The 18,744-nt window shown below is 72.3% G+C and carries 16 protein-coding genes; 4 read left to right on the forward strand and 12 right to left on the reverse strand.

The features are described 5' to 3' along the window. Window positions 1-112 precede the first annotated feature (112 nt). The gene (locus tag ACF061_RS10125) at window positions 113-2,275 is read right to left on the reverse strand and encodes a SpoIIE family protein phosphatase (protein ID WP_392266368.1); all 2,163 of its coding nucleotides are present in this window, start codon (window positions 2,273-2,275) and stop codon (window positions 113-115) included. 244 nt (window positions 2,276-2,519) lie between these two features. Between ACF061_RS10125 and aspS the strand changes: the two genes are divergently transcribed. Further along, a complete protein-coding gene (gene aspS, locus ACF061_RS10130) occupies window positions 2,520-4,283 on the forward strand; it encodes an aspartate--tRNA ligase (protein ID WP_392266369.1) in 1,764 nt (587 codons plus the stop codon). A gap of 127 nt (window positions 4,284-4,410) precedes the next feature. Here aspS and ACF061_RS10135 read toward each other — a convergent pair whose 3' ends face one another. The 5 genes from ACF061_RS10135 to ACF061_RS10155 form a co-directional block, all read right to left on the reverse strand. Continuing rightward, a complete protein-coding gene (locus tag ACF061_RS10135) occupies window positions 4,411-4,887 on the reverse strand; it encodes a hypothetical protein (RefSeq protein WP_392266370.1) in 477 nt (158 codons plus the stop codon). Between the two features lie 196 nt (window positions 4,888-5,083). Further along, the gene (locus tag ACF061_RS10140) at window positions 5,084-6,016 is read right to left on the reverse strand and encodes a hypothetical protein (protein ID WP_392266371.1); all 933 of its coding nucleotides are present in this window, start codon (window positions 6,014-6,016) and stop codon (window positions 5,084-5,086) included. After that, window positions 6,013-6,597 (reverse strand): DUF6932 family protein, encoded by a 585-nt coding sequence (locus tag ACF061_RS10145; protein WP_392266631.1) that lies wholly within the window; start codon window positions 6,595-6,597, stop codon window positions 6,013-6,015. Before ACF061_RS10145 ends, ACF061_RS10140 begins: the two co-directional genes overlap by 4 nt. 217 nt (window positions 6,598-6,814) lie before the next feature. Beyond that, window positions 6,815-7,741 (reverse strand): helix-turn-helix domain-containing protein, encoded by a 927-nt coding sequence (locus ACF061_RS10150; protein WP_392266372.1) that lies wholly within the window; start codon window positions 7,739-7,741, stop codon window positions 6,815-6,817. Window positions 7,742-8,032: 291 nt separating this feature from the next. Beyond that, window positions 8,033-8,464 (reverse strand): ATP-binding protein, encoded by a 432-nt coding sequence (locus ACF061_RS10155; RefSeq protein WP_392266373.1) that lies wholly within the window; start codon window positions 8,462-8,464, stop codon window positions 8,033-8,035. Window positions 8,465-8,625: 161 nt separating this feature from the next. Here ACF061_RS10155 and ACF061_RS10160 point away from each other — a divergent pair, with 161 nt between their 5' ends. Together ACF061_RS10160 and ACF061_RS10165 are read left to right on the forward strand one after the other, a co-directional pair. Continuing rightward, window positions 8,626-9,501, forward strand: coding sequence for a helix-turn-helix domain-containing protein (locus ACF061_RS10160; protein WP_392266374.1), 876 nt, complete (start codon window positions 8,626-8,628; stop codon window positions 9,499-9,501). Beyond that, window positions 9,498-9,707, forward strand: coding sequence for a DUF397 domain-containing protein (locus ACF061_RS10165; RefSeq protein ID WP_392266375.1), 210 nt, complete (start codon window positions 9,498-9,500; stop codon window positions 9,705-9,707). The genes ACF061_RS10160 and ACF061_RS10165 overlap by 4 nt, the downstream gene beginning before the upstream one ends. Window positions 9,708-9,811: 104 nt before the next feature. Here ACF061_RS10165 and metG read toward each other — a convergent pair whose 3' ends face one another. The 6 genes from metG to ACF061_RS10195 all read right to left on the reverse strand — a co-directional run bounded on the left by metG (window position 9,812) and on the right by ACF061_RS10195 (window position 17,143). Next, window positions 9,812-11,428, reverse strand: a complete 1,617-nt coding sequence (gene metG / locus ACF061_RS10170; protein ID WP_392266376.1) for a methionine--tRNA ligase — start codon at window positions 11,426-11,428, stop codon at window positions 9,812-9,814. A 118-nt stretch (window positions 11,429-11,546) separates the two neighbouring features. Then, a complete protein-coding gene (locus tag ACF061_RS10175) occupies window positions 11,547-13,208 on the reverse strand; it encodes a VWA domain-containing protein (protein WP_392266377.1) in 1,662 nt (553 codons plus the stop codon). Window positions 13,209-13,324: 116 nt separating this feature from the next. After that, on the reverse strand, window positions 13,325-14,323 hold the full coding sequence (locus ACF061_RS10180) for an endonuclease/exonuclease/phosphatase family protein (protein ID WP_392266378.1): 999 nt from the start codon (window positions 14,321-14,323) through the stop codon (window positions 13,325-13,327). 11 nt (window positions 14,324-14,334) lie between these two features. After that, entirely contained in the window at window positions 14,335-15,135 is an 801-nt protein-coding gene (locus ACF061_RS10185; RefSeq protein WP_392266379.1) for an alpha/beta fold hydrolase, read from the reverse strand. A gap of 349 nt (window positions 15,136-15,484) precedes the next feature. After that, complete coding sequence (locus ACF061_RS10190) at window positions 15,485-16,495, reverse strand: hypothetical protein (protein WP_392266380.1); 1,011 nt, start codon at window positions 16,493-16,495, stop codon at window positions 15,485-15,487. Window positions 16,496-16,687: 192 nt separating this feature from the next. After that, window positions 16,688-17,143 (reverse strand): hypothetical protein, encoded by a 456-nt coding sequence (locus ACF061_RS10195; RefSeq protein WP_392266381.1) that lies wholly within the window; start codon window positions 17,141-17,143, stop codon window positions 16,688-16,690. 332 nt (window positions 17,144-17,475) lie between these two features. On the opposite strand from ACF061_RS10195, the gene ACF061_RS10200 reads away from it, so the two are divergent. Continuing rightward, window positions 17,476-18,714, forward strand: coding sequence for a hypothetical protein (locus ACF061_RS10200; protein WP_392266382.1), 1,239 nt, complete (start codon window positions 17,476-17,478; stop codon window positions 18,712-18,714). Window positions 18,715-18,744: the final 30 nt, after the last annotated feature.

An 18,744-nucleotide genomic window follows, 5' to 3' on the forward strand; every position in this document is an offset into this window, starting at 1 on the left:
CCGGCACGCTCGCCCGAGCTCTTCGGGCGGTGGCTTGGGAGCACGCACCGGACGCCGCTCCCCGACGGGTGAACGTCGCCCCCCGCGGCACCGCAGCGGGGCGCCGGGGGCCTCAGAACCTGTCGCCGACCGGCTCGTGGAGCTCGAACCAGATGCTCTTGCCCACCCCCCGCGGCTCGACGCCCCACGCGTCGGCCAGCAGCTCGATCAGCACCAGCCCGCGCCCGGAGGAGGCCAGCTCCCCCGGCCGGCGCTTGTGCGGCAGGTCGTCGCCGGCGTCGCTGACCTCCACCCGCATCCGCCGCTCGCCCCGCCGGTCGCCGCTCACCTCGGCGAGCAGCAGCGCGTCGGTGTCGGTGTGCACGAGCACGTTGGTCAGCATCTCGGACACCAGCAGCACCGCCGAGTCCACCTGCTCCTCGGACGACCAGTCGTGCAGCAGCTCCCGCAGCTGCTGCCGGCCCACCGCTATCCGCTCGGGCTCGGCCTGAGCCACGGTGAGCAGGCTGCGCCGCACCTCGGGCCGGATGCCCACCGCGCCACCGGGGCCCTCGCGGAGCCGGCTCAGCAGCACGACGGCGATGTCGTCCTCCCGGCGGTCCACCAGCGGGCCGGTGGTGTGGTGCGAGGAGGGCCCGTGCACGGCCTGGACGAGCGCGTCGGCGAGCTCCTCGGCGCCGCCCTCGTGCCGCTCCAGGATCGTGCGGATCCGCTGCCAGCCGGTGTCCAGGTCGTGGCCGCCGGTCTCGATCAGACCGTCGGTGCAGATCATCATGGTCTCGCCGGGCTCCAGGGTGAACCGGGTGGTGGGGTAGTCGGGGTCCGGGTCGACACCGAGCGGCAGTCCGCCCGCCGTGGGGCGCAGCAGGACCGTTCCGTCGGCCATGCGGATCACCGGGTCGGGGTGCCCGGCGCGGGCCACCTCCAGCACCCCGGTGCGGGGGTCGACCTCGGCGTACAGGCAGGTGGCGAAGCGCAGGTCGGCGAGGTCGTCGTCGGTGGCGCTGTCGTTGACCACGCCGTACAGGAAGCGGGAGGCGCGGGAGAGGACCGCGTCCGGGCGGTGCCCCTCGGAGGCGTAGGCGCGCAACGCGATGCGCAGCTGGCCCATCAGGCCGGCGGCCCGTACGTCGTGACCCTGCACGTCCCCCATGACCAGGGCGAACCGTCCCGACCGCGCCTTCGACCGGGTGCGCGAGGTCCCGCCGGGCAGCGGAATCATGTCGTACCAGTCGCCGCCGACCTGGAGGCCGCCGCCGGTGGGGACGTAGCGGGCGGCGAGCTCCATGCCGGGGACCTCGGGGCCCAGCGTGGGCATCATCGACCGTTGCAGGCCCTCGCTCAGCTCGCGCTCGGTCTCGGCGGTCCCGGCCCGGGAGAGGGCCTGGGCGAGCATCCGGGCCACCGTGGTCAGCACCGAGCGCTCGTCGGGCGTGAAGGCCACCGGGTAGGCGAAGGCGGCCATCCAGGCGCCCATGGTGCGGCCCGAGGCGGTCAGCGGCAGATACGCCCAGGAGCGGCGGTGGAAGCTCTCCGCGAGCGGCCAGGTGAGCGGGTAGCGGGCCCGGTACTCCTCCGGGGAGGACAGGTACACGGCCCGCCCGGTGCGGATCACCTCGGCGGCCGGGTAGTCGGTGTCCAGCGACATGCGCGTGAAGGCCGACTCGTCGCCGGGTTGCTGCCCGTGGTGGCCGATGACCGACAGCCGGTCGCCCTCCACGCCGAAGACGGCCAGTCCGTCCGGCGAGAAACCGGGCATCGACAGGCCGGCCGCCACCCGCAGCACCTCCGCCGTGGACCGGGCCTCGGCCAGCGCCCGGCCGGCGTCCAGCAGGAACGCCTCCCGGGAACGCCGCCAGTCGCCGGTGACCACGCCGTGCGCGGCGGGCGAGCCCGGCGTGGGCTCGGTGACCTGCTGAAGGGTGCCGATCAGCTCGTAGGCCTTCTTGCGCGGGTGGTAGGTGGGCCGGGAGCGGCTGCGTACGACGCGGAGGATCCGGCCCTGCTCGTCCGTGACGCGGATGCGCACCTCGGCCAGGGTGCCCTCGGAGGCGGCGAGCTGGACCACCCCGGTGATCTCGTTCCAGTCGACGGGGTGGAGCCGGGCGCGCACCTGGGCCTCGGTGAGGGTGACCGCCTCGGCGGGCAGCCCGAGCAGCCGTGCCGCCTCGGCGTCGACCGAGACCAGTCCGGTGGCGGTGTCCCAGTGCCACAGTCCGGTCGCGAGGGCGGCGAGGACGTCCCCCACGGCGGGCAGGGGCTCACCAGTGCGCATTGCCCCACTGTAAGAAGATGCGATCGGACACTGCCACCGAAGACGGACGGGTGTGCGGTAGGCGGACCTTTCGGATGCGGGCCGCGCGAGGGCCGCGGCGCCGTCGGCCGCGGCGGTGCGCGGCACCGGGCGGCCGCCGCGCCCGAGAACTGGGGCGAGTCGATCTCGGGCCGGCCGGTACGCTTGGTGGGTCCGGGCCGTGCCCGCCCGGTGACCCCGATCCGCGAAGACTGGATGAACGACGATGCATCGGTACAGGTCCCACACCTGCGGCGAGCTCCGCGCCTCTGACGTCGGCACCGACGTCCGGCTGAGTGGCTGGCTGCACAATCGGCGCGACCTGGGCGGCATCCTCTTCATCGATCTGCGCGACCACTACGGCATCACGCAGCTCGTCGCCCGTCCCGGCACGCCCGCCTACGAGACCCTGGACAAGCTCTCCAAGGAGACCGTGGTCCGGGTCGACGGCAAGGTCGTTTCACGTGGAACCGAGAACGTGAACCCCGACCTGCCCACCGGCGAGGTCGAGATCGAGGTCGGCGAGGTCGAGGTGCTCGGCGCCGCCGCCCCGCTGCCCTTCACGATCAACGCCGAGGACGGCGTCAACGAGGAGCGGCGCCTGGAGTACCGCTTCCTGGACCTGCGCCGTGAGCGCATGCACCGCAACATCATGCTGCGCACCGCCGTGATCTCGGCGATCCGGCACAAGATGACGGCGCTCGGCTTCAACGAGATGGCGACGCCGATCCTCAGCGCCACCTCCCCGGAGGGCGCCCGCGACTTCGTCGTGCCCTCCCGCCTGAACCCGGGCCGGTTCTACGCCCTTCCGCAGGCGCCGCAGCAGTTCAAGCAGCTGCTGATGATCTCCGGCTTCGACCGCTACTTCCAGATCGCCCCCTGCTTCCGCGACGAGGACGCCCGCGCGGACCGTTCGCCGGGCGAGTTCTACCAGCTCGACGTGGAGATGAGCTTCGTCGAGCAGGAGGACGTCTTCCAGCCGATCGAGCAGCTGATGACGGAGCTGTTCGAGGAGTTCGGCGGCGGCCGCCACGTCACCTCGCCCTTCCCGCGGATCCCGTTCCGCGAGGCGATGCTGAAGTACGGCTCCGACAAGCCGGACCTGCGCGCCAAGCTGGAGCTCGTCGACATCACGGACGTCTTCGCGGGCTCGGAGTTCAAGGCGTTCGCGGGCAAGCACGTGCGCGCGCTGCCGGTGCCGGCGGTCCAGGACCAGCCGCGCAAGTTCTTCGACCAGCTGGGTGACTACGCGGTCTCGCTGGGCGCGAAGGGCCTGGCGTGGGTGCGGGTCGGCGAGGACGGCTCTCTGACCGGTCCGATCGCGAAGTTCCTGACCGAGGAGAACGTCGCCGAGCTGACCAAGCGCCTGTCCCTGGCCCCCGGCCACGCGGTGTTCTTCGGCGCCGGTGAGTTCGACGAGGTCTCGAAGGTCATGGGCGCGGTCCGGGTCGAGGCGGCCAAGCGGGCCGGTCACTTCGAGGAGGGCGTCTTCCGCTTCTGCTGGATCGTCGACTTCCCGATGTACGAGAAGGACGAGGAGACGGGGAAGATCGACTTCTCCCACAACCCGTTCTCGATGCCCCAGGGCGGCCTGGAGGCCCTCCAGACGCAGGACCCGCTGGACATCCTGGGCTGGCAGTACGACATCGTCTGCAACGGCGTGGAGCTGTCCTCCGGCGCCATCCGGAACCACGAGCCGGACATCATGCTCAAGGCCTTCGAGATCGCGGGGTACGACCGCGAGACGGTCGAGGAGCAGTTCGCCGGCATGCTCCGCGCGTTCCGCTTCGGCGCCCCGCCGCACGGCGGCATCGCCCCGGGCGTCGACCGCATCGTGATGCTCCTCGCGGACGAGCCGAACATCCGCGAGACCATCGCCTTCCCGCTCAACGGAAACGCCCAGGACCTGATGATGGGCGCGCCGACGGAGCTGGACGAGGCACGCCTGAAGGAGCTGCACCTCTCGGTGCGCAAGCCGCAGCCGAAGTAGCGGTCGTGACCGAAGCGGCCCGGAACCGGTACCGGTTCCGGGCCGCTTCGGGTCGCCGGCGGGTGACGGGACGCCTCGCCCCGAGCGCGGAGCGGGGCCCGTCAGGTGTCGGTGTCGGTCTCAGGTGTCAGGTGTCGTACGTTCCGTCCCACGGCTCGCCGAAGCCGAGGCGGTCCGGGTAGAGCTCGGCCCAGTCGCCCTCCTCGTCCGAACCGCTCAGCAGCCCGAACAGCACACCGTCGTGGGTGAGCCGGAAGGGACGGACGGCGATGTCGGTGTAGGAGCGGCGCGGCAGACTGCGCAGCAGTTTCGCCAGCCGGACCCGGGCGAGGGCCAGGACCGAACCGTCGCCGTGCGGGTCGCGCTGCTGTTCGGCCCAGGTGCCGGCGCACCAGATCTCCGAGTCGCGGTGACGGCCGGCGGCGTCGAAGAGGTGCAGCACCGTGTAGAGACGCTTGTGCTCCTCCCAGCCGTCGTCGGGCCGGAACCCCTCCGGGAAGGCGTATGTGATCGACGCCAGGAACTGGCCGTCCGCGTACCGTCCGATGGTCTCGGTGCGGTGCTTGGGGTCGTAGGCGATCGGAATGACCTCGGGAAGTGCCATGGCGGAGAACATACGGGTGGGCGCGGACGAGTCGACGCCGGGGTCCGGCCGGGACTTGCTCCCAGGGTCCTGTCACACGAGTGCGGCGGGGCGCGTCAGCCTGGTGGCGGGCGCACCGCCGCGCCGGGCTCGGCCGAGACCGGCACAGCCTCCGTCCCGTGGGGAGCACCGCGTGGATCCGGCAGGGGGCCGGCGCCTACGGTCCGATCGGCAGTGACGTCTGTTCGGCGGCCGGCCCCAGATAGGTGTACTCCGCCGACCGCGCGATGCCCATGGAGTCCAGTTGCTGACGGAAGCGGACCCGGAAGTGGACGTTGTCACCGAGGCCGGGGCGCATGCGCACAAGCTCCTCGGGCTCCTCGAAGCGGACCTCGTAGGCGGGCGAGTTCTTTGCCGTGCCCGTCTTCACTTTCACCAGGCCGCTTTCCCGTAGTTCCGTGATGCGGCCGGAGATGATGATCTCCTGATCGCGGTCCTTGGTCTCTCGGAGCCGTCTCACATAGCTCCTGCCTCGTTCGGTCAGCCGGGCGCGACGCATGCGGCCGTTGGCGTCGTACCAGGTAACGCCCAGATCGAGGTCGTAACGGCTCAGTGCTCGGGACACCGCTTCGACCGCGTCGAAGAGGCGAGCCCATTCGCGGATGTCGCGCTCCGACTCGAGGGCGTCGAGCATCGTGGTGAGGGTGCCGAGGCCCGTGGAAGCCGCGGATGTGGCGGGGGCGTCGATGGCCTCGGGCTCAAAACCGTCGGCGCGCGTGGTGACCGGGCGCGCGTGCACGACGGTGCTGCCGGCCGAGATCCCGGTGAGTTCCAGCTGTACAGGAGTGCCTGCGGCGGCCGAGACCATGTGCTCGACGGGTTCCAGCAGCGCGTCGCCCCACTGGAAGCGCAGAGCACCGCCGTCGGTGTCCGGTCCGGTCAGCCGGAGCTGAAGCTCCTCGTCCAGCCGGGCGTCGGCTGCGTACTCCCGGGCTGCCGCCAGCCGGTTCGCGCGGTGTTCTGCCTCGATCTCCTCGTCGTTCCGGTCCTCGGTACCCAACCGACCGAGGAGATGTGCGGCGCGCTCGGCTTCTCCGGGGTCGTCTCGAAGGAGTTCGCGCCTGCGCTCGCGCCAGCTGTCGCCGGTCACAGTCGCACCTCCAGATAGCCGCGTGCCGGGGCGGCACTCTCTTCGGACGGTGAGCGGTCCTGCCCATCGGGCAGCCTGCAGCGCTGCCACCAGTCGTCCCACACACCCCGTTGGGTGAAGTATGTGCGCTCGTCGGGAGTGAAACGCTCCGGCTCGAAGATATGGGCAACAGGCTGGTACCCGATGCGAAGCGGCGACACCCCGTACTTCTCCCTCATCCTGGCCCGGCTCTGGAAGGCGGTGGTCAGCCACTTCGAGCCCGGTCTCCCGCGTACGGCGCGTTCGGCCCGCGTGTCGATCAGAATCGTGGCGTCGATGTTCCCGGGATCGAGTTTGGTGCTGACGAAACTGCCTCCGAGCCACAGCCTGTGGACGAGAGTGAGACCGGCGAGGTTCTCCGCATAGGTGTCTTCCAGCGTGAGGAAGGGGTCGAGGTAGTCGTGGAGGCCGTCCCACAGCCGTGTGCGTGTCGATGATTCCTCGAACCCTGTGGCGCCGACCAGCATGGCCTCTGCCTCGTCGAAGGACACGGAGTAGCGGCCCGGGGGAAGGAATCCGTTCGCGGTGAAAGAGGGCGGCATGTGGAAGTCCAATCGGGTGAATGGGGAGCTCAACCTGCCGGGGCGGCGCAGGGGTTGTCGGTGATTCTTGGAAGGCGGCCGTCGACGGATCCGTTCGGCCGCTTCCGTTTCCGCACCGGTGGGGAAGGCGCGACTGGGGAGCGGCCGTGGGCGGAAGCAGGTTCTTCCTGGCTCGGCAGCGGCGGGGCGGCCTGCTGCGCGTCGTCGGGTGCGGTGGTCATGACGTTCGATTCCCGTGGGTGAGATCGGCCCGGCAGGCGCGGCAGCGGCCGGGGGTGGGGGCGCGGAAGGCGCGGTCGCAGCCGTCGCAGTTCCGCAGGGGGTGCCGGTCGGCCGGTGGCGGCTCGGGTGCGCGGTACGGCGGCGGGGGTGGGAGCTGGGCGGTCAGGCGGTGGGCCAGGAGGGCGGCCGGGCGGCGCAGCGGGTCCGTCGGCAGGTCGCCGGTCAGGGCGTGGCGTACGGCGGCGGGGGTGAGGTCCCGTTCGAGCCAGGCGGCGACGCCGGGCGCGAGGTGTTCGGTGTCGGCGGCGGACAGGAGCAGGCGGGGATCCGTGCGGCGCAGACCGGCGAGGACGTCGGTGGCCGCTTGGAGGAGGGCGGGGGAGGCGTAGGCGGGCTTCGGGACGGCGGGCAGGGCCCGGCGGCGTGCGGGCTCCCGCTGCCGGTCGGCGGCCGCGCGGCCGGCCGGGGGTCCGGGCGGGGGTCCGGGCGGCGCCGCTTCGGACGTGTCGTGGTCGCGGTGCCGGCCCGGCTGGTTGCAGGAGACGGTGCGGGTGACGATGCGGCCGCTCTCGCTGCGCTCGCGGGTGCGGCGCAGATAGCCGTGGGTCTCCAACTCGCGCAGGGCGGCGGCGATCCGGGTGGGTCCCTCGGGGAAGCGGGCGGCGAGGGACTTGATGTCGACGGGGGCGCCGGCGGGCAGCGACTGGATGTGGCAGGCCAGTCCGATCGCGAGGAGCGACAGGTCCCGGTGCTGGGCGAGGTGGTTGCCGATCACCGTGAAGCGGGCGGTGTGGCGGGTGTTGTCGTGGATGACACCGCCGGGCCGTGCGTTCACCTGCCCACGGGTGCGCCGGTGCGGGTGGTTTTTCCCGCTGTTACGGGACTGGGGGTGCGGGTGCGCGCTACTGTTCTGGGTATCCATCAGGAAGTGTTGGTTCCTTGGTGGTCAGGCCCTCGCAGTGGGATGCCAGTCCCCGCGAGGGCCGTCGTATGTCCGGAGGTCGTTCTGCCGTGCTGCGCTGAGCGTAGGGCAGGCAACCGGTGCGGAAGCCAGCCCAGTTGGTGATGTTCACTCGCGGGAGTGAGCGTGCGCCGTGGGCGGGAGGGGTGGGGCTTGGTGCGGTTCCTTTCCCTCTCGTCGTCCTTGGGGAAGACCGCCGACGGCACCGGAGCACACGCGGCCGGGTTTCGGTGATCGTGCTGTTTCCGCTGGTCACGCCGTCGGTAGGTCGAGTTCCGCCCATACGGTCTTGCGGGGCGCCGGTCCGGGCTCCACACCCCAGCGGTCGGCCAGGGCCTCGACGAGGAGGAGGCCGCGTCCGGACTCGGCGTCGGGAGTGGGCGGGCGGCGGCGCGGGAGGTCGTCACCCCGGGTGTCCGTGACCTCGATCCGGAGGATCGCGCGGTGGTCCTGGAGTGCCAGGCGGAAGTCGCGTCCGGGGAGCCGGCCGTGGGTAGCGGCGTTCGCGGCCAGTTCGGCGACGAGGTGCTCGGCGGCCTCGGCGACGCGGTGGGGCAGCTCCCGGGTGCGCATCCAGTCCACGGCGAGGAGCCGGGCGAGACGGGCGCCGCGGGGCGTGGGTGACAGAAGCACGTGGAAGTGGTCGGCGGGCGAGAGGAGTTGGGTGGACTTTTCGCTGTTCACACAGCCGAGCGTGGCCGCGTGCGCCTACCGTGAACAGTGACAGAGCCGATACGTAGGGTGACTGTCCGAGGCTCGTCCACTGCTGTCCAAGCTGTCTGAACCGGGCCTGTGGGCAGCGGCGTTGCGGCACGGCGGTACAGCGGTACGACGAAGGGCGCGGGATGTCGGTGGACGGCGAGGTGCGGCGGCTCAAGAGCGAGGCGGACGAGCCGGGTTGGGAGGTGGATCCGGACGACGAGTGGGGTGTGGCCGTAGTGACCACCGTGGGGCGGCAGTTGAGGTTGCGGCGGGAGGCGAAGGGAATGCGGGTCGCCGAGTTCGCGGTGGCGGTCGGTTACGGCGAGGACCTGGTCTACAAGATCGAGGGCGGGAAGCGGATTCCCCGGCCTGAGTTCCTGGACAAGGCGGACGAGGTGTTGGGTGCGGATGGATTGCTGTCCGCGATGAAGGAGGACGTGGCCAAGGTCCGGTATCCGAAGGTGGTTCGGGATCTGGCGCAGATGGAGGCCAGGGCGGTCGAGCTCCAGCTCTACGATCCCCTGAACATCCACGGGCTACTGCAAACCCCGGATTACGCACGTGGTCTGCTCCTGATGCGACGCCCTGCGTACACCGAGGATGAGGTGGAGCGGTTCATCGCCGCGCGAGTGGCCCGTAAGTCGGTGTTCGAACGAGACCCGGCGCCTGAGCTCAGCTTCGTCTTGGAGGAATGGACACTGCGGCGCCCGCTAGGTGGAAAGGCGTTGCTGAATCGCCAGCTCGAACACCTGCTGGACATGGGGCGGTTGCGGAGTGTCGAGCTCCAGGTGATGCCGATGGAGCGTGAGGAGCACGCTGGTCTGGCCGGCGGGATCGAGGTGCTGAAGTTCGAGGACGGCTCGGTGGTCGGGCGTTCGCAGGCAGTGGCCAACGGCCGACCGGTCACCGAACCGAAGCAGCTCCGTATCCTCGAACTGAGGTATGGCATCATCCGGGCTCAGGCTCTCACGCCGCGTGAGTCGACCGCCTTCATCGAGCATCTGCTGGGGGAGACATGATCCGGAACACCTCGGCTGGGGAGACCTCCGGCCCGCCCTGGTTCAAGAGCAGCTACAGCAGCAGCAGCGAAGGTGACTCCTGCGTCGAGGTCGCCACCACCTCCGGCGCCGTGCATGTCCGGGACTCCAAGAACGTCGAGGGCCCCCGTCTGGCGCTCGCGCCCGGCGCTTGGGCGGACTTCGTGACGTACGCCTCGGGACGCTGACCCGTCGACGGCACGCGCCCCGACGCGGCCGGGCTGCTCCGGGCCACGGCGAAGAGGTCCGGGAACGAGTCGTTCCCGGACCTCTGTGTGCGAGGGGTACGCCCTTACGCGGTCGGCTTCTCCTCCAGGCGCGGGAAGAGCACCGCGCCCTTGGTGACCGTGGTGCCGGCGGGCAGCTTGCCCCACTCGCCCGACTCCTGGACCTTCTGGTCCGCCAGGGCGCCCAGGGAGGTCCCCGCGCCGAGGGAGTCCCACAGCTTCTGCGAGGTGTCCGGCATGACCGGGTTCAGCAGGACGGCGACCGCGCGCAGGGACTCCGCCGCCGTGTAGAGGATGGTGGCCAGGCGGGCCCGGCCCTCCTCGGAGGTGTCCTTGGCCACCTTCCACGGCTCCTGCTCCGTGATGTAGCCGTTGACCTGCTTGACGAAGTCGAAGACGGCCAGGATGCCGCCCTGGAAGTCCAGCTCCTCGCCGATCTTCCGGTCGGCCTCGTTGACCGCCTTGGCCAGACCGTCGTGGATCGCCTGCTCGGCGCCGCCGTCGGCGGTGGCCGCCGGCAGCTCGCCGCCGAAGTACTTGCCGACCATCGCCGCCACGCGGGACGCCAGGTTGCCGTAGTCGTTGGCCAGCTCGCTGGTGTAGCGGGCGGAGAAGTCCTCCCAGGAGAACGAGCCGTCCTGACCGAAGGCGATCGCCCGCAGGAAGTACCAGCGGTAGGCGTCCACGCCGAAGTGCGTGGTCAGGTCCTGCGGCTTGATGCCGGTCAGGTTCGACTTCGACATCTTCTCGCCGCCGACCATCAGCCAGCCGTTCGCGGCGACCTTGCCCGGCAGCGGCAGGCCCTGCGCCATCAGCATGGCCGGCCAGATGATCGCGTGGAAGCGCAGGATGTCCTTGCCGACCAGGTGCACGTCGGCGGGGAACGTCGACTCGAACTTCTCCGGGTTCTCGTTGTAGCCGACCGCGGTGGCGTAGTTCAGCAGGGCGTCGACCCATACGTAGATGACGTGCTTGTCGTCCCACGGGATCGGGATGCCCCAGTCGAACGTCGAACGGGAGATCGACAGGTCCTGAAGGCCCTGCCGGACGAAGTTCACGACCTCGTTGCGCGCCGACTCGGGCTGGATGAAGCCCGGGTTCGCCTCGTAGTGGGCGAGCAGCTTGTCGCCGTACTCGCTCAGCTTGAAGAAGTAGTTCTCCTCGCTGAGGATCTCCACCGGCTTCTTGTGGATCGAGCACAGCTTCTGGCCCGCGTACTCGCCCTCGCCGTCGAGCAGCTCGCCGGGGAGCTTGTACTCCTCGCAGCCCACGCAGTACGGGCCCTCGTAGCCGCCCTTGTAGATCTCGCCCTTGTCGTACAGGTCCTGCACGAACTCCTGGACGCGGTCGGTGTGCCGCTTCTGCGTGGTGCGGATGAAGTCGTCGTTGGCGATCTCCAGGTGCTCCCACAGGGGGCGCCAGGACTCGGTGACGAGCTTGTCGGCCCACTCCTGGGGGGTGACCCCGTTGGCTTCGGCCGTGCGCATGATTTTCTGACCGTGCTCGTCCGTGCCGGTGAGGTACCACACCTTCTCGCCACGCTGACGGTGCCAGCGGGTGAGCACGTCGCCTGCGACGGTCGTATAGGCGTGGCCCAGGTGAGGAGCGTCGTTGACGTAGTAAATGGGGGTGGAGACGTAGAACGCCTTCTCACCCTGCTTCTCGGATCCAGTGGCCGCCATGGTCGAAATCCTACTGGCCCCGTGGAGATCGACTCACCCGCGTTTCGAGGGGCGGGCGGTGCCGGCGGGACACGCCGCGCCGGCACCGCCCGCCCGCGGCGGGAACCGTTCCGTTTCGCTACGGCCGCCAGGCCGCCAGGACGCCTTCGTACAGCTCCTTGTCCGTGAGCTCGCGGGGGGCGGGTCCGGCGTGGAAGAAGGACGCGTTGTCGGTCTTCAGTTTGCGGAGGTAGTCGAAGGCCTTGTTGTCGTGCTCGCCGAAGGCGACGAAGGAGAAGAAGACGGCCGGGTGGTGCTCGGCCGCGTCGGTCAGGGACCGGGTGGCGGGGGTCTTGGCGTCGGGTGCGCCGTCCGTCTGGAAGATCACCAGGGCCGGGAGGCCGTCGTCCGCCTTCGCGCGGTGGGCGAGGACCGCTTCCACCGCCGCGTGGTACGTCGTACGGCCCATGCGCCCGAGCGTGGCGTGCACCTCGTCGATCTTGTTCTCGTGGTCGGTGAGGGTGAGGTCGGCGGTGCCGTCCACCTCGGTGGAGAAGAAGGTCACGTGGACCGTGGCCTCGGGGTCGAGGTGGGCGGCGAGGGCGAGGGCCTGCTCGGCCAGGGCCTGGGCGGAACCGTCCTTGTAGTACGGGCGCATGGAGGCCGAGCGGTCGAGGACCAGGTGGACCTTGGCCCGGGCGCCGGTGAGGTCGTTCTTCCTGAGGGCGGCCGCGGCCGCCTTGTAGGCGGTGGCCAGGCCGGGGGCTCGGGAGCGGAGGCGAGCGGGGGTGGTGGCGGACTTGGGGGCGGTGGGCTCCGTCGCCGCGGTGGGCTCCGGTTCCGCTTCCGGGGCGTGGGCGGTGGTCGCGGGCTCCGGTTCCGGGGCGGTGGTCGCGGGTTCGGCGGCTACGGGTTCGGTGGGCGTGGGTTCGGGGGCTGCGGGTTCGGAGGTCACGAGGGCGGCGGTGGAGGGTTCGGGGGTCGCGAGGGCGGCGGCTGCGGATGCGGGGGCCGTTCCGGTCCCGGCTCCGGTTTCGGCCGTGCCATCGTTCTCGCCGGCATCACCCGTGCGGCTCTCGTCGGCGGGCGCGGGCGTCCCCTGCGGGGCTTCCTCGCCGTCGGCGGCCCGCGGGGCGGCGGCGGGTTCCGCGTCCGGGGTGGCTTCCTCGGCCGGTTCCGCGTCCGGGGTGGCTTCCTCGGCCGGTTCCGGGGCGGGGGCGGATACCTCGGCCGGTCCCGGTCCCGGTTCCGGGTCCGGCTTCGGGGTCGTCTCCCCGTTCGGCTCCTCGGCCGCCTCCGCGATCGGCTTCGGGGTCGCTTCCGGTTCCCGGGTCGCTTCCTCGGCCGCCGCCGGGGCCGTTTCCTCGGTTGCCTCTGCGGCTGCCGCCGGGGCCGGTTCCGGAGCCGTCTCCTCGGTCGCTTCCGCGGTGGGCTCCCGCTCCGGCTCCGTGGCCGGGGCCGCGGGTTCCGGCGTCGCCGGGTCCTGGGCCGCCGGCTCCGTGACGGGTTCGACCGGTTTCGCCGGCTTGGGGACCGTGACGTTGTCGAAGGCCGCGGAGACCAGTTCGTGTTCGTCGCGTTCCTCGCGCGGGGAGGTGCGCGGGTCGGGGACGTGTGCCGTGGCCGCGGACTCCGGGGTCGGCTCCGGTGCCGGGGACGGGACCTGGGCCTTCGGCTGCCGCGTGTCGGCGGCGGCCGGGGTCGGTTCCTGGGCCGGAACCTGCTCCGCACCCTCTGCTTCGGCCGCACGCCCCTTGCGTGACCGGCCGAACGCGTTCCGCAGGCGAGTGAGAATGCCCATGTGCGCAACCCTTCGCGTGAGTTGATCCCGTCAATCCCTGGCCAGGACGGACACGTAAGGTTAGCGGCCCCGAGTGCCGATCCCGGGCAGGGGAGATGAACGGTGGTCCGGTCGGGTCAAGGCCGCCCGGGGTCGTTCTCCCGTACGTGGAGGGTCAGCTCGACCACCAGCGCCCGGTGGTCGGAACCCGCCACCGGCAGGAACCGGGCGTGGGCGGCGGAGAAGTGCCGGGTGACCAGCACGTGGTCGATCTGGGCGCCGAGGGCCGGGGTGGTGCGGGCCGGCCAGCTCGGGGTGCGGTCGGAGCCGGCGAGACGGGCCGCGTCGTACAGGCCGGTGTCGAGGATGCGGCGGAAGGCCGCGTGGTCCTGGGTGGCGTTGAAGTCCCCGGCCAGGATCGTGGGCGTACGCGCGTCGGCCGCGGCGAAGGCGCGCAGCCGCCCGAGTTCACGGTGCCACAGCGCCACCCGGCGGGGCAGCGGCGGCATCGGGTGGGCGAGTTGGAGCCGTACGGCGTGGCCGCGCACGTCGGCCGTCGCGCCCGGCATGCCCATCGTGCCGCGCACCCCCCGCGTGCCGGTCAGCCGGTACTTGCTCAGGACGACCGAGCCCTTCGAACCGGCCGCCGCCACCGCCTGCCGGTACGGGTAGTCGGCGCCCACGTCTCGCCGCAGCCGCGCCTGACAGGAGAGTTCGCACTCCGCCACGAAGACGAGATCGGGTTTCTCGCGGCGGATCACCGGGACGAGGGCCGGGGTGCCGCGGCCGAACTCGACGTTCGAGGTGAGGACCCGGACGTCGGCGACGACCGTGCCCGCCGGTTCCGGGTCCTTGCCGTACGGCTCGATGAACCATGCCAGCAGGCCGAGCACCGCCAGGCCCCACACCGCGCCGAACCACCAGCGGCCCAGCAGCGTGAGGACGAGGCCGAGTCCGGTGGGGACGAGCAGCCACGGCAGGAAGGCGAGCAACTGCGGTACGGGCGTGACGCCGTCGGTGTCGGCGAGCCGGCAGCCGACGACCGCGCTCACTCCCGCGAACAGCAGTCCGGCGCACCAGATCCTGAGGCGCCGTCCGGGACGGCGCCGGCTGGTCTCGTGAGGGTGCGCGGCCACGGGTACCGAGCCTAGGAGGAGCGGCCCACTCGTGCCAGGAACTCCCCCAGGGCCTCGTTGAACTCCCGTGGGCGCTCCAGGTTGGGCAGGTGGGCCGCGCGCTCGATCACCCGGAGCGTGGAGTCGGGGAGCGCCGCGTGCATCGCCTCGGCGTCGGAGACCGGGGTGTACTCGTCGTCCTCGCCGACGACGACGAGGGCGGGAACGGTGACCCGGGTGAGCAGGTCGCGGTAGTCGGGGCGTTCGGCCCGGCCGCGCAGGGCCGCAGCGGCGCCCTCGGGCGCGGTGGCCGTCATCATGCGGTGGACGTGGGCCTTCGCCCCGGCGTCGGCGTACGGGGCGACCATCTTCTCCAGCACCTCGTCGGCGTAGCCCCGCATGCCCTCGCGCAGCAGGCGGTCGGCCATCGCGTTGCGGGTGGCCTTCCCCTCGGGCGTGTCGGCCGCGGGGAAGGTGTCCGCGAGGACCAGGCCGCGGATCCGCTCGGGGAACCGGCGGTAGCACTCCATCACGATCTGGCCGCCCATCGACAGGCCGCCGAGCACGAAGGTCTCCACCTCCAGCTCGTCCAGCAGCTCCTCGACGTCCTGGGCGAACCGGGACAGCGGCGTGCTGCCCGGCACCACCGGAGAGGCGCCGTAACCGCGCAGGTCGGGGACGACGACCCGGCGGGCACGGGAGAACTCCTCGGTCTGCGGGGCCCACATCGTGCGGTCGAAGGGGTGGCCGTGGATCAGGACCAGGGGCAGGGACGGCAACGAGGACGCGGGGCCTTGGGGGCCTCGGTCCTCGTACGCGAGGAAGGGTGCCATGCGGCCGACCCTAGGGCCGGTCGACTTTTCGGGACAAGCGACTTCCCGGGGCGCTCACGCGAGGCCGACGACAGGAGAGTTGGCAAGGCGACCGGCCAAGGGGTGTGCCGGCCGGTCCGGGGGTGGGAACGGTCGGCTCAGGGGTGGGAACGGCAGGTCAGGGGTGGGAACGGCAGGTCAGGGGTGGGAACGGCAGGTCAGGGGTGGGAACGGCAGGTCAGGGGTGAGATGGCCAGCAAGGAGCCCTGGTGCGGAGCGGCCGTCCGGTGCGGTGCGGTCTCCTGGTGTGCGGCGGTCGTCCGGCGAGGTGCGGTGTGGAGGCCCGGTGCGGCGTGGTCTCCTGGTGCCGTCAGGCCCGGACTCCGGTCGGCTCCGTGGGTTCCGTCGGGTCTTCCCGGGACCCGGTCGGGGACTGGGTCCGGGGTGCGGCGGCCGCCCCGGAGGCCCGCCCGCGCCGGCCGAGGCGGAGCGGGCGGCGCGGCGACGGGCGCGGCCGGGAGCTGGGGCGGCCGGCCCGGCGGCGAAGGAGCCAGGTCAGCGCGGCCACGGTCAGGCCGAGTGCCATCAGCAGCCAGGAGGTGGTGCGCAGGGTGGCCGTCAGGGCGTCGTAGACGGCGCCCGCGGCCGGCTGGGAGACGTCGTCGGGCAGGTCGGCCAGGGTCACGCTGCGGCCCACGGCCAGGGCGAGGGCGAGCAGCGCGCCGCCGAGGGCGGTGCCGAGCGCGGTGGCGGTGAGCGCACGGCGGCGGCGCACGGCGAGCGCGATGCCGGCGACGGCGAACACGACGGCCGAGACGGGGAGCCAGAAGCCGGCGACTTCGAGCACGTGGAATCCCTTCCGCAGGCGGCCCAGTTGCCGGGCCGGGAGCAGGGCGACCTCGGTGTGCTCGACGGGGATGTGGTTCGCGAGCGGCACGTGGTCCTGGGCGAGCTGGGCCTTGACCTGGGCGGTGACGGGTGCGAGGTCGACGGTGACCGGGCGGTCGTGTATGTCGCGCTCGTCGCGCAGGGCGCGCAGGACGGCGTCGTGGGCGGCCCGGTTGCCCTCGTTCCAGGCCGTGCGGAAGGCGGCGGTCTGCGTGAACGAGCGGACCGCGGCCTGCACGAACGGGGCGACGGTCCCGTGCAGCACACGGGCGTCCATCTCGTTGCCGATCTCGTGCGTGATCCCGTCCCCGACCGTCACCGCGACGGCCTCCCGCACGTCCGGGTCGGTGGCGAGCGGTGCCATCGTGGTGACGTAGTGGCCGGTGTCGGTGAGCCCGTACGCGGCCCAGGCCGACAGCGCGCCGAACGGCACCAGCAGGCACGAAAGGGCGATCAGCACGGCCGACAGGCCGCTGCGCAGGCGTCGGGACACGATCCCAGCGAAGGCCCCCGGCGGCGGGCGCGCGAGCGGAGCGGCGGCAAACGGGTGATCGCCGGGCACGCGGGCCGTCAGGAAGCGGTGGCAGGGGGTGGACGGCGTTCCGCCGTGGGCGCCGGCCGGTGCCGGGACCCACGGCGGAAGCGCGCGGCCGGGGACGTGGTCGGGGACGTGGTCGGGGCGTGGTCAGCCGATGCGGTGGCCCCGCGCGTCCTCGTGCGTGTACGCCCAGTAGAAGACGATCAGGCCGACGATCGCGCCGAGCCCCACGGAGGTGGCGACGAGCCCGCGGGTGTCCGTGAGACCGGCCTGGGCGATGAGGAAGCCGGACGCCGCGCCGGTGAACAGGAACCAGACGAAGGCGTGCAGCTCGCGCGACAGACGCGGGGCGACGTACAGCAGGGTCGCCATGACGACCGTGAAGACGATCGTGCTGACGAAGCCCAGCACCAGGTTGCCGGTGGTGATCGGCCCGCCGTCGCGTGCGAAGGCGGCTACCCAGTAGCCGTAGACCAGTGCGAGGGCGAACGGCACCGCCCACCGCCCGATGGCGTGCGCCCGGCCGCTGAAGATGTCGGGTGAGCGGGGATGCCGGGTGTAGGCGCGTTCGATGGGGCCGGACACGGGTGCCACTTGAGCCATGGAAGCGCTCCTCTCTCTCACCGCCCCCGCCTACCAGAGCACACCTGGCGCGCGGCCCCGGCAAGTCGGCGACCGGGCGGACCGGTGGCCCGGCGGACCGGCGACATTGCCGGGGCCGCACAGCCCGGTGGTTCCGGTAGTCCGGCAGTCCGGGAGCCTGGCAGTCCAGGAGTCCGCGGTCCCGGGAGTCCGGCGGTCGGAAGCGGATCTCCGGTCCCGTCCCGCCGGGGCGGTCCGCCGGTCGTCTTCCTGGTCCGGCACCCGCCGCACCGGTCACAGCGGTTACGGTGCTGACGTACGCGATCGACCGGAATCACCGACGCGGGGGGACCATGCCCGGAACCGTGCTGCTGCTCGCGGCCTCACCCGTGGGCAAGGGACGCCTGGTGGACGCGGCGTCCGTGCTCCCGGTGCTCGCGGCCGTCGAGCCCTCCGTGCTGTCCGGCACGGAGACCGCGACCGTCGTGGAACTCGCCGACCCGCTGGAGCCGCAGGCCGTACTCACCCGGCTGCGAGCCGCCGCGGCGGCCCCCGGACCGCTGACCGTCTTCGTCGCCGGCCAGCTCCAGCTCGACCGCCGGCAGCGGCTGCTCCACCTGGCGCTGGCCCGCACCACCCCGGCGACCGTCCGCTACACCGCCCTGCCCTGGCAGTGGCTGCGCGAGGAGCTGCGGCTGCGCCCGGACGGCACGACCACGCTCGTGGCGGACCTGCGCGCGGACCAGGAGAGCTGGCAGCAGGTGTGCGAGCGCCCCCTGGACGCGGGCTCCAACGTCGCCCTGTACGGCCGCGTCGCTCCGCCGCCGGTGCGGCGCAGGGTGGCGGCGCCGGCGTACATGAAGGCGGTCGCCACGATCCTGCGCAGCGGGCACCGGCCCCCGCCGGAGCAGCTGCACGAACTGGCGCTGGCCCGGCTGGCCGGCGAGGAGGGCGAGGAGAACGGCCCGGGCCTCGTGCTCGCCGGCCGGCGGCCGGATCCCGGCGAGACATGGGGCGGGGGCGTCGCTCAGCGGTCGGTTCCGGGTGATCCGCGGGCCGGGGCAGTCGTTGAGGGATCGGTCCCGGATGATCCGCAGGCCGGGATCGTCGCTCAGCGGTCGGCTCCGGGGGACCCGCGCGCCGCGGTCGTCGCTCAGCGACCGGCTGCCGGCGACCCGCATGCCGCCATCGCCGCCTGCGTGGAGTCCGGACGGCACGGCGAGGCCGACGCGCTCGCCGCACGGTGGGAGCTGGCAGCCGTACGGGCGCACGGAGCGGCCTCGGAGAACGCGCTGCACTGGACCGAGGTCCGTGCCGATCTGGCGATGTTCGCGGGCGACGCCGCCCGCAGTTGCCGGGCCTGGCTGACCGTCGCCGCCACCCGCCTGGCCATGGGGCAGCCTGCCGACGCCCCGGCGGTCGAGGCCGCCGTGGACCGCGCGCACCACCAGTGGGGCAGGCTCAGCGAGCCCGAGCAGGCCCGCGAACTCGGCGCCGTCCTGGCCGAGTTGCGCGGCCGGGTGCCGGGGCGGCAGCAGGGCGCGCTGGACCACGTACGACGGCAGCTACGGCAACTCCAGACGCAGGGCTGAGCACCGGCGCGACCGTGGGGCGGGCGGTGC

This window comes from Streptomyces sp. NPDC015220, from assembly GCF_043079345.1.
Lineage (GTDB): Bacteria > Actinomycetota > Actinomycetes > Streptomycetales > Streptomycetaceae > Streptomyces.

Bases quoted from the DNA above. Each gene is read 5' to 3' on its own strand.
- ACF061_RS10125 (WP_392266368.1), bottom strand. From the start codon at position 2,275: ATGCGCACTGGTGAGCCCCTGCCCGCCGTGGGGGACGTCCTCGCCGCC.
- aspS (WP_392266369.1), top strand. From the start codon at position 2,520: ATGCATCGGTACAGGTCCCACACCTGCGGCGAGCTCCGCGCCTCTGAC.
- ACF061_RS10135 (WP_392266370.1), bottom strand. From the start codon at position 4,887: ATGGCACTTCCCGAGGTCATTCCGATCGCCTACGACCCCAAGCACCGC.
- ACF061_RS10145 (WP_392266631.1), bottom strand. From the start codon at position 6,597: ATGCCGCCCTCTTTCACCGCGAACGGATTCCTTCCCCCGGGCCGCTAC.
- ACF061_RS10150 (WP_392266372.1), bottom strand. From the start codon at position 7,741: ATGGATACCCAGAACAGTAGCGCGCACCCGCACCCCCAGTCCCGTAAC.
- ACF061_RS10160 (WP_392266374.1), top strand. From the start codon at position 8,626: ATGTCGGTGGACGGCGAGGTGCGGCGGCTCAAGAGCGAGGCGGACGAG.
- ACF061_RS10165 (WP_392266375.1), top strand. From the start codon at position 9,498: ATGATCCGGAACACCTCGGCTGGGGAGACCTCCGGCCCGCCCTGGTTC.
- metG (WP_392266376.1), bottom strand. From the start codon at position 11,428: ATGGCGGCCACTGGATCCGAGAAGCAGGGTGAGAAGGCGTTCTACGTC.
- ACF061_RS10175 (WP_392266377.1), bottom strand. From the start codon at position 13,208: ATGGGCATTCTCACTCGCCTGCGGAACGCGTTCGGCCGGTCACGCAAG.
- ACF061_RS10185 (WP_392266379.1), bottom strand. From the start codon at position 15,135: ATGGCACCCTTCCTCGCGTACGAGGACCGAGGCCCCCAAGGCCCCGCG.
- ACF061_RS10195 (WP_392266381.1), bottom strand. From the start codon at position 17,143: ATGGCTCAAGTGGCACCCGTGTCCGGCCCCATCGAACGCGCCTACACC.
- ACF061_RS10200 (WP_392266382.1), top strand. From the start codon at position 17,476: ATGCCCGGAACCGTGCTGCTGCTCGCGGCCTCACCCGTGGGCAAGGGA.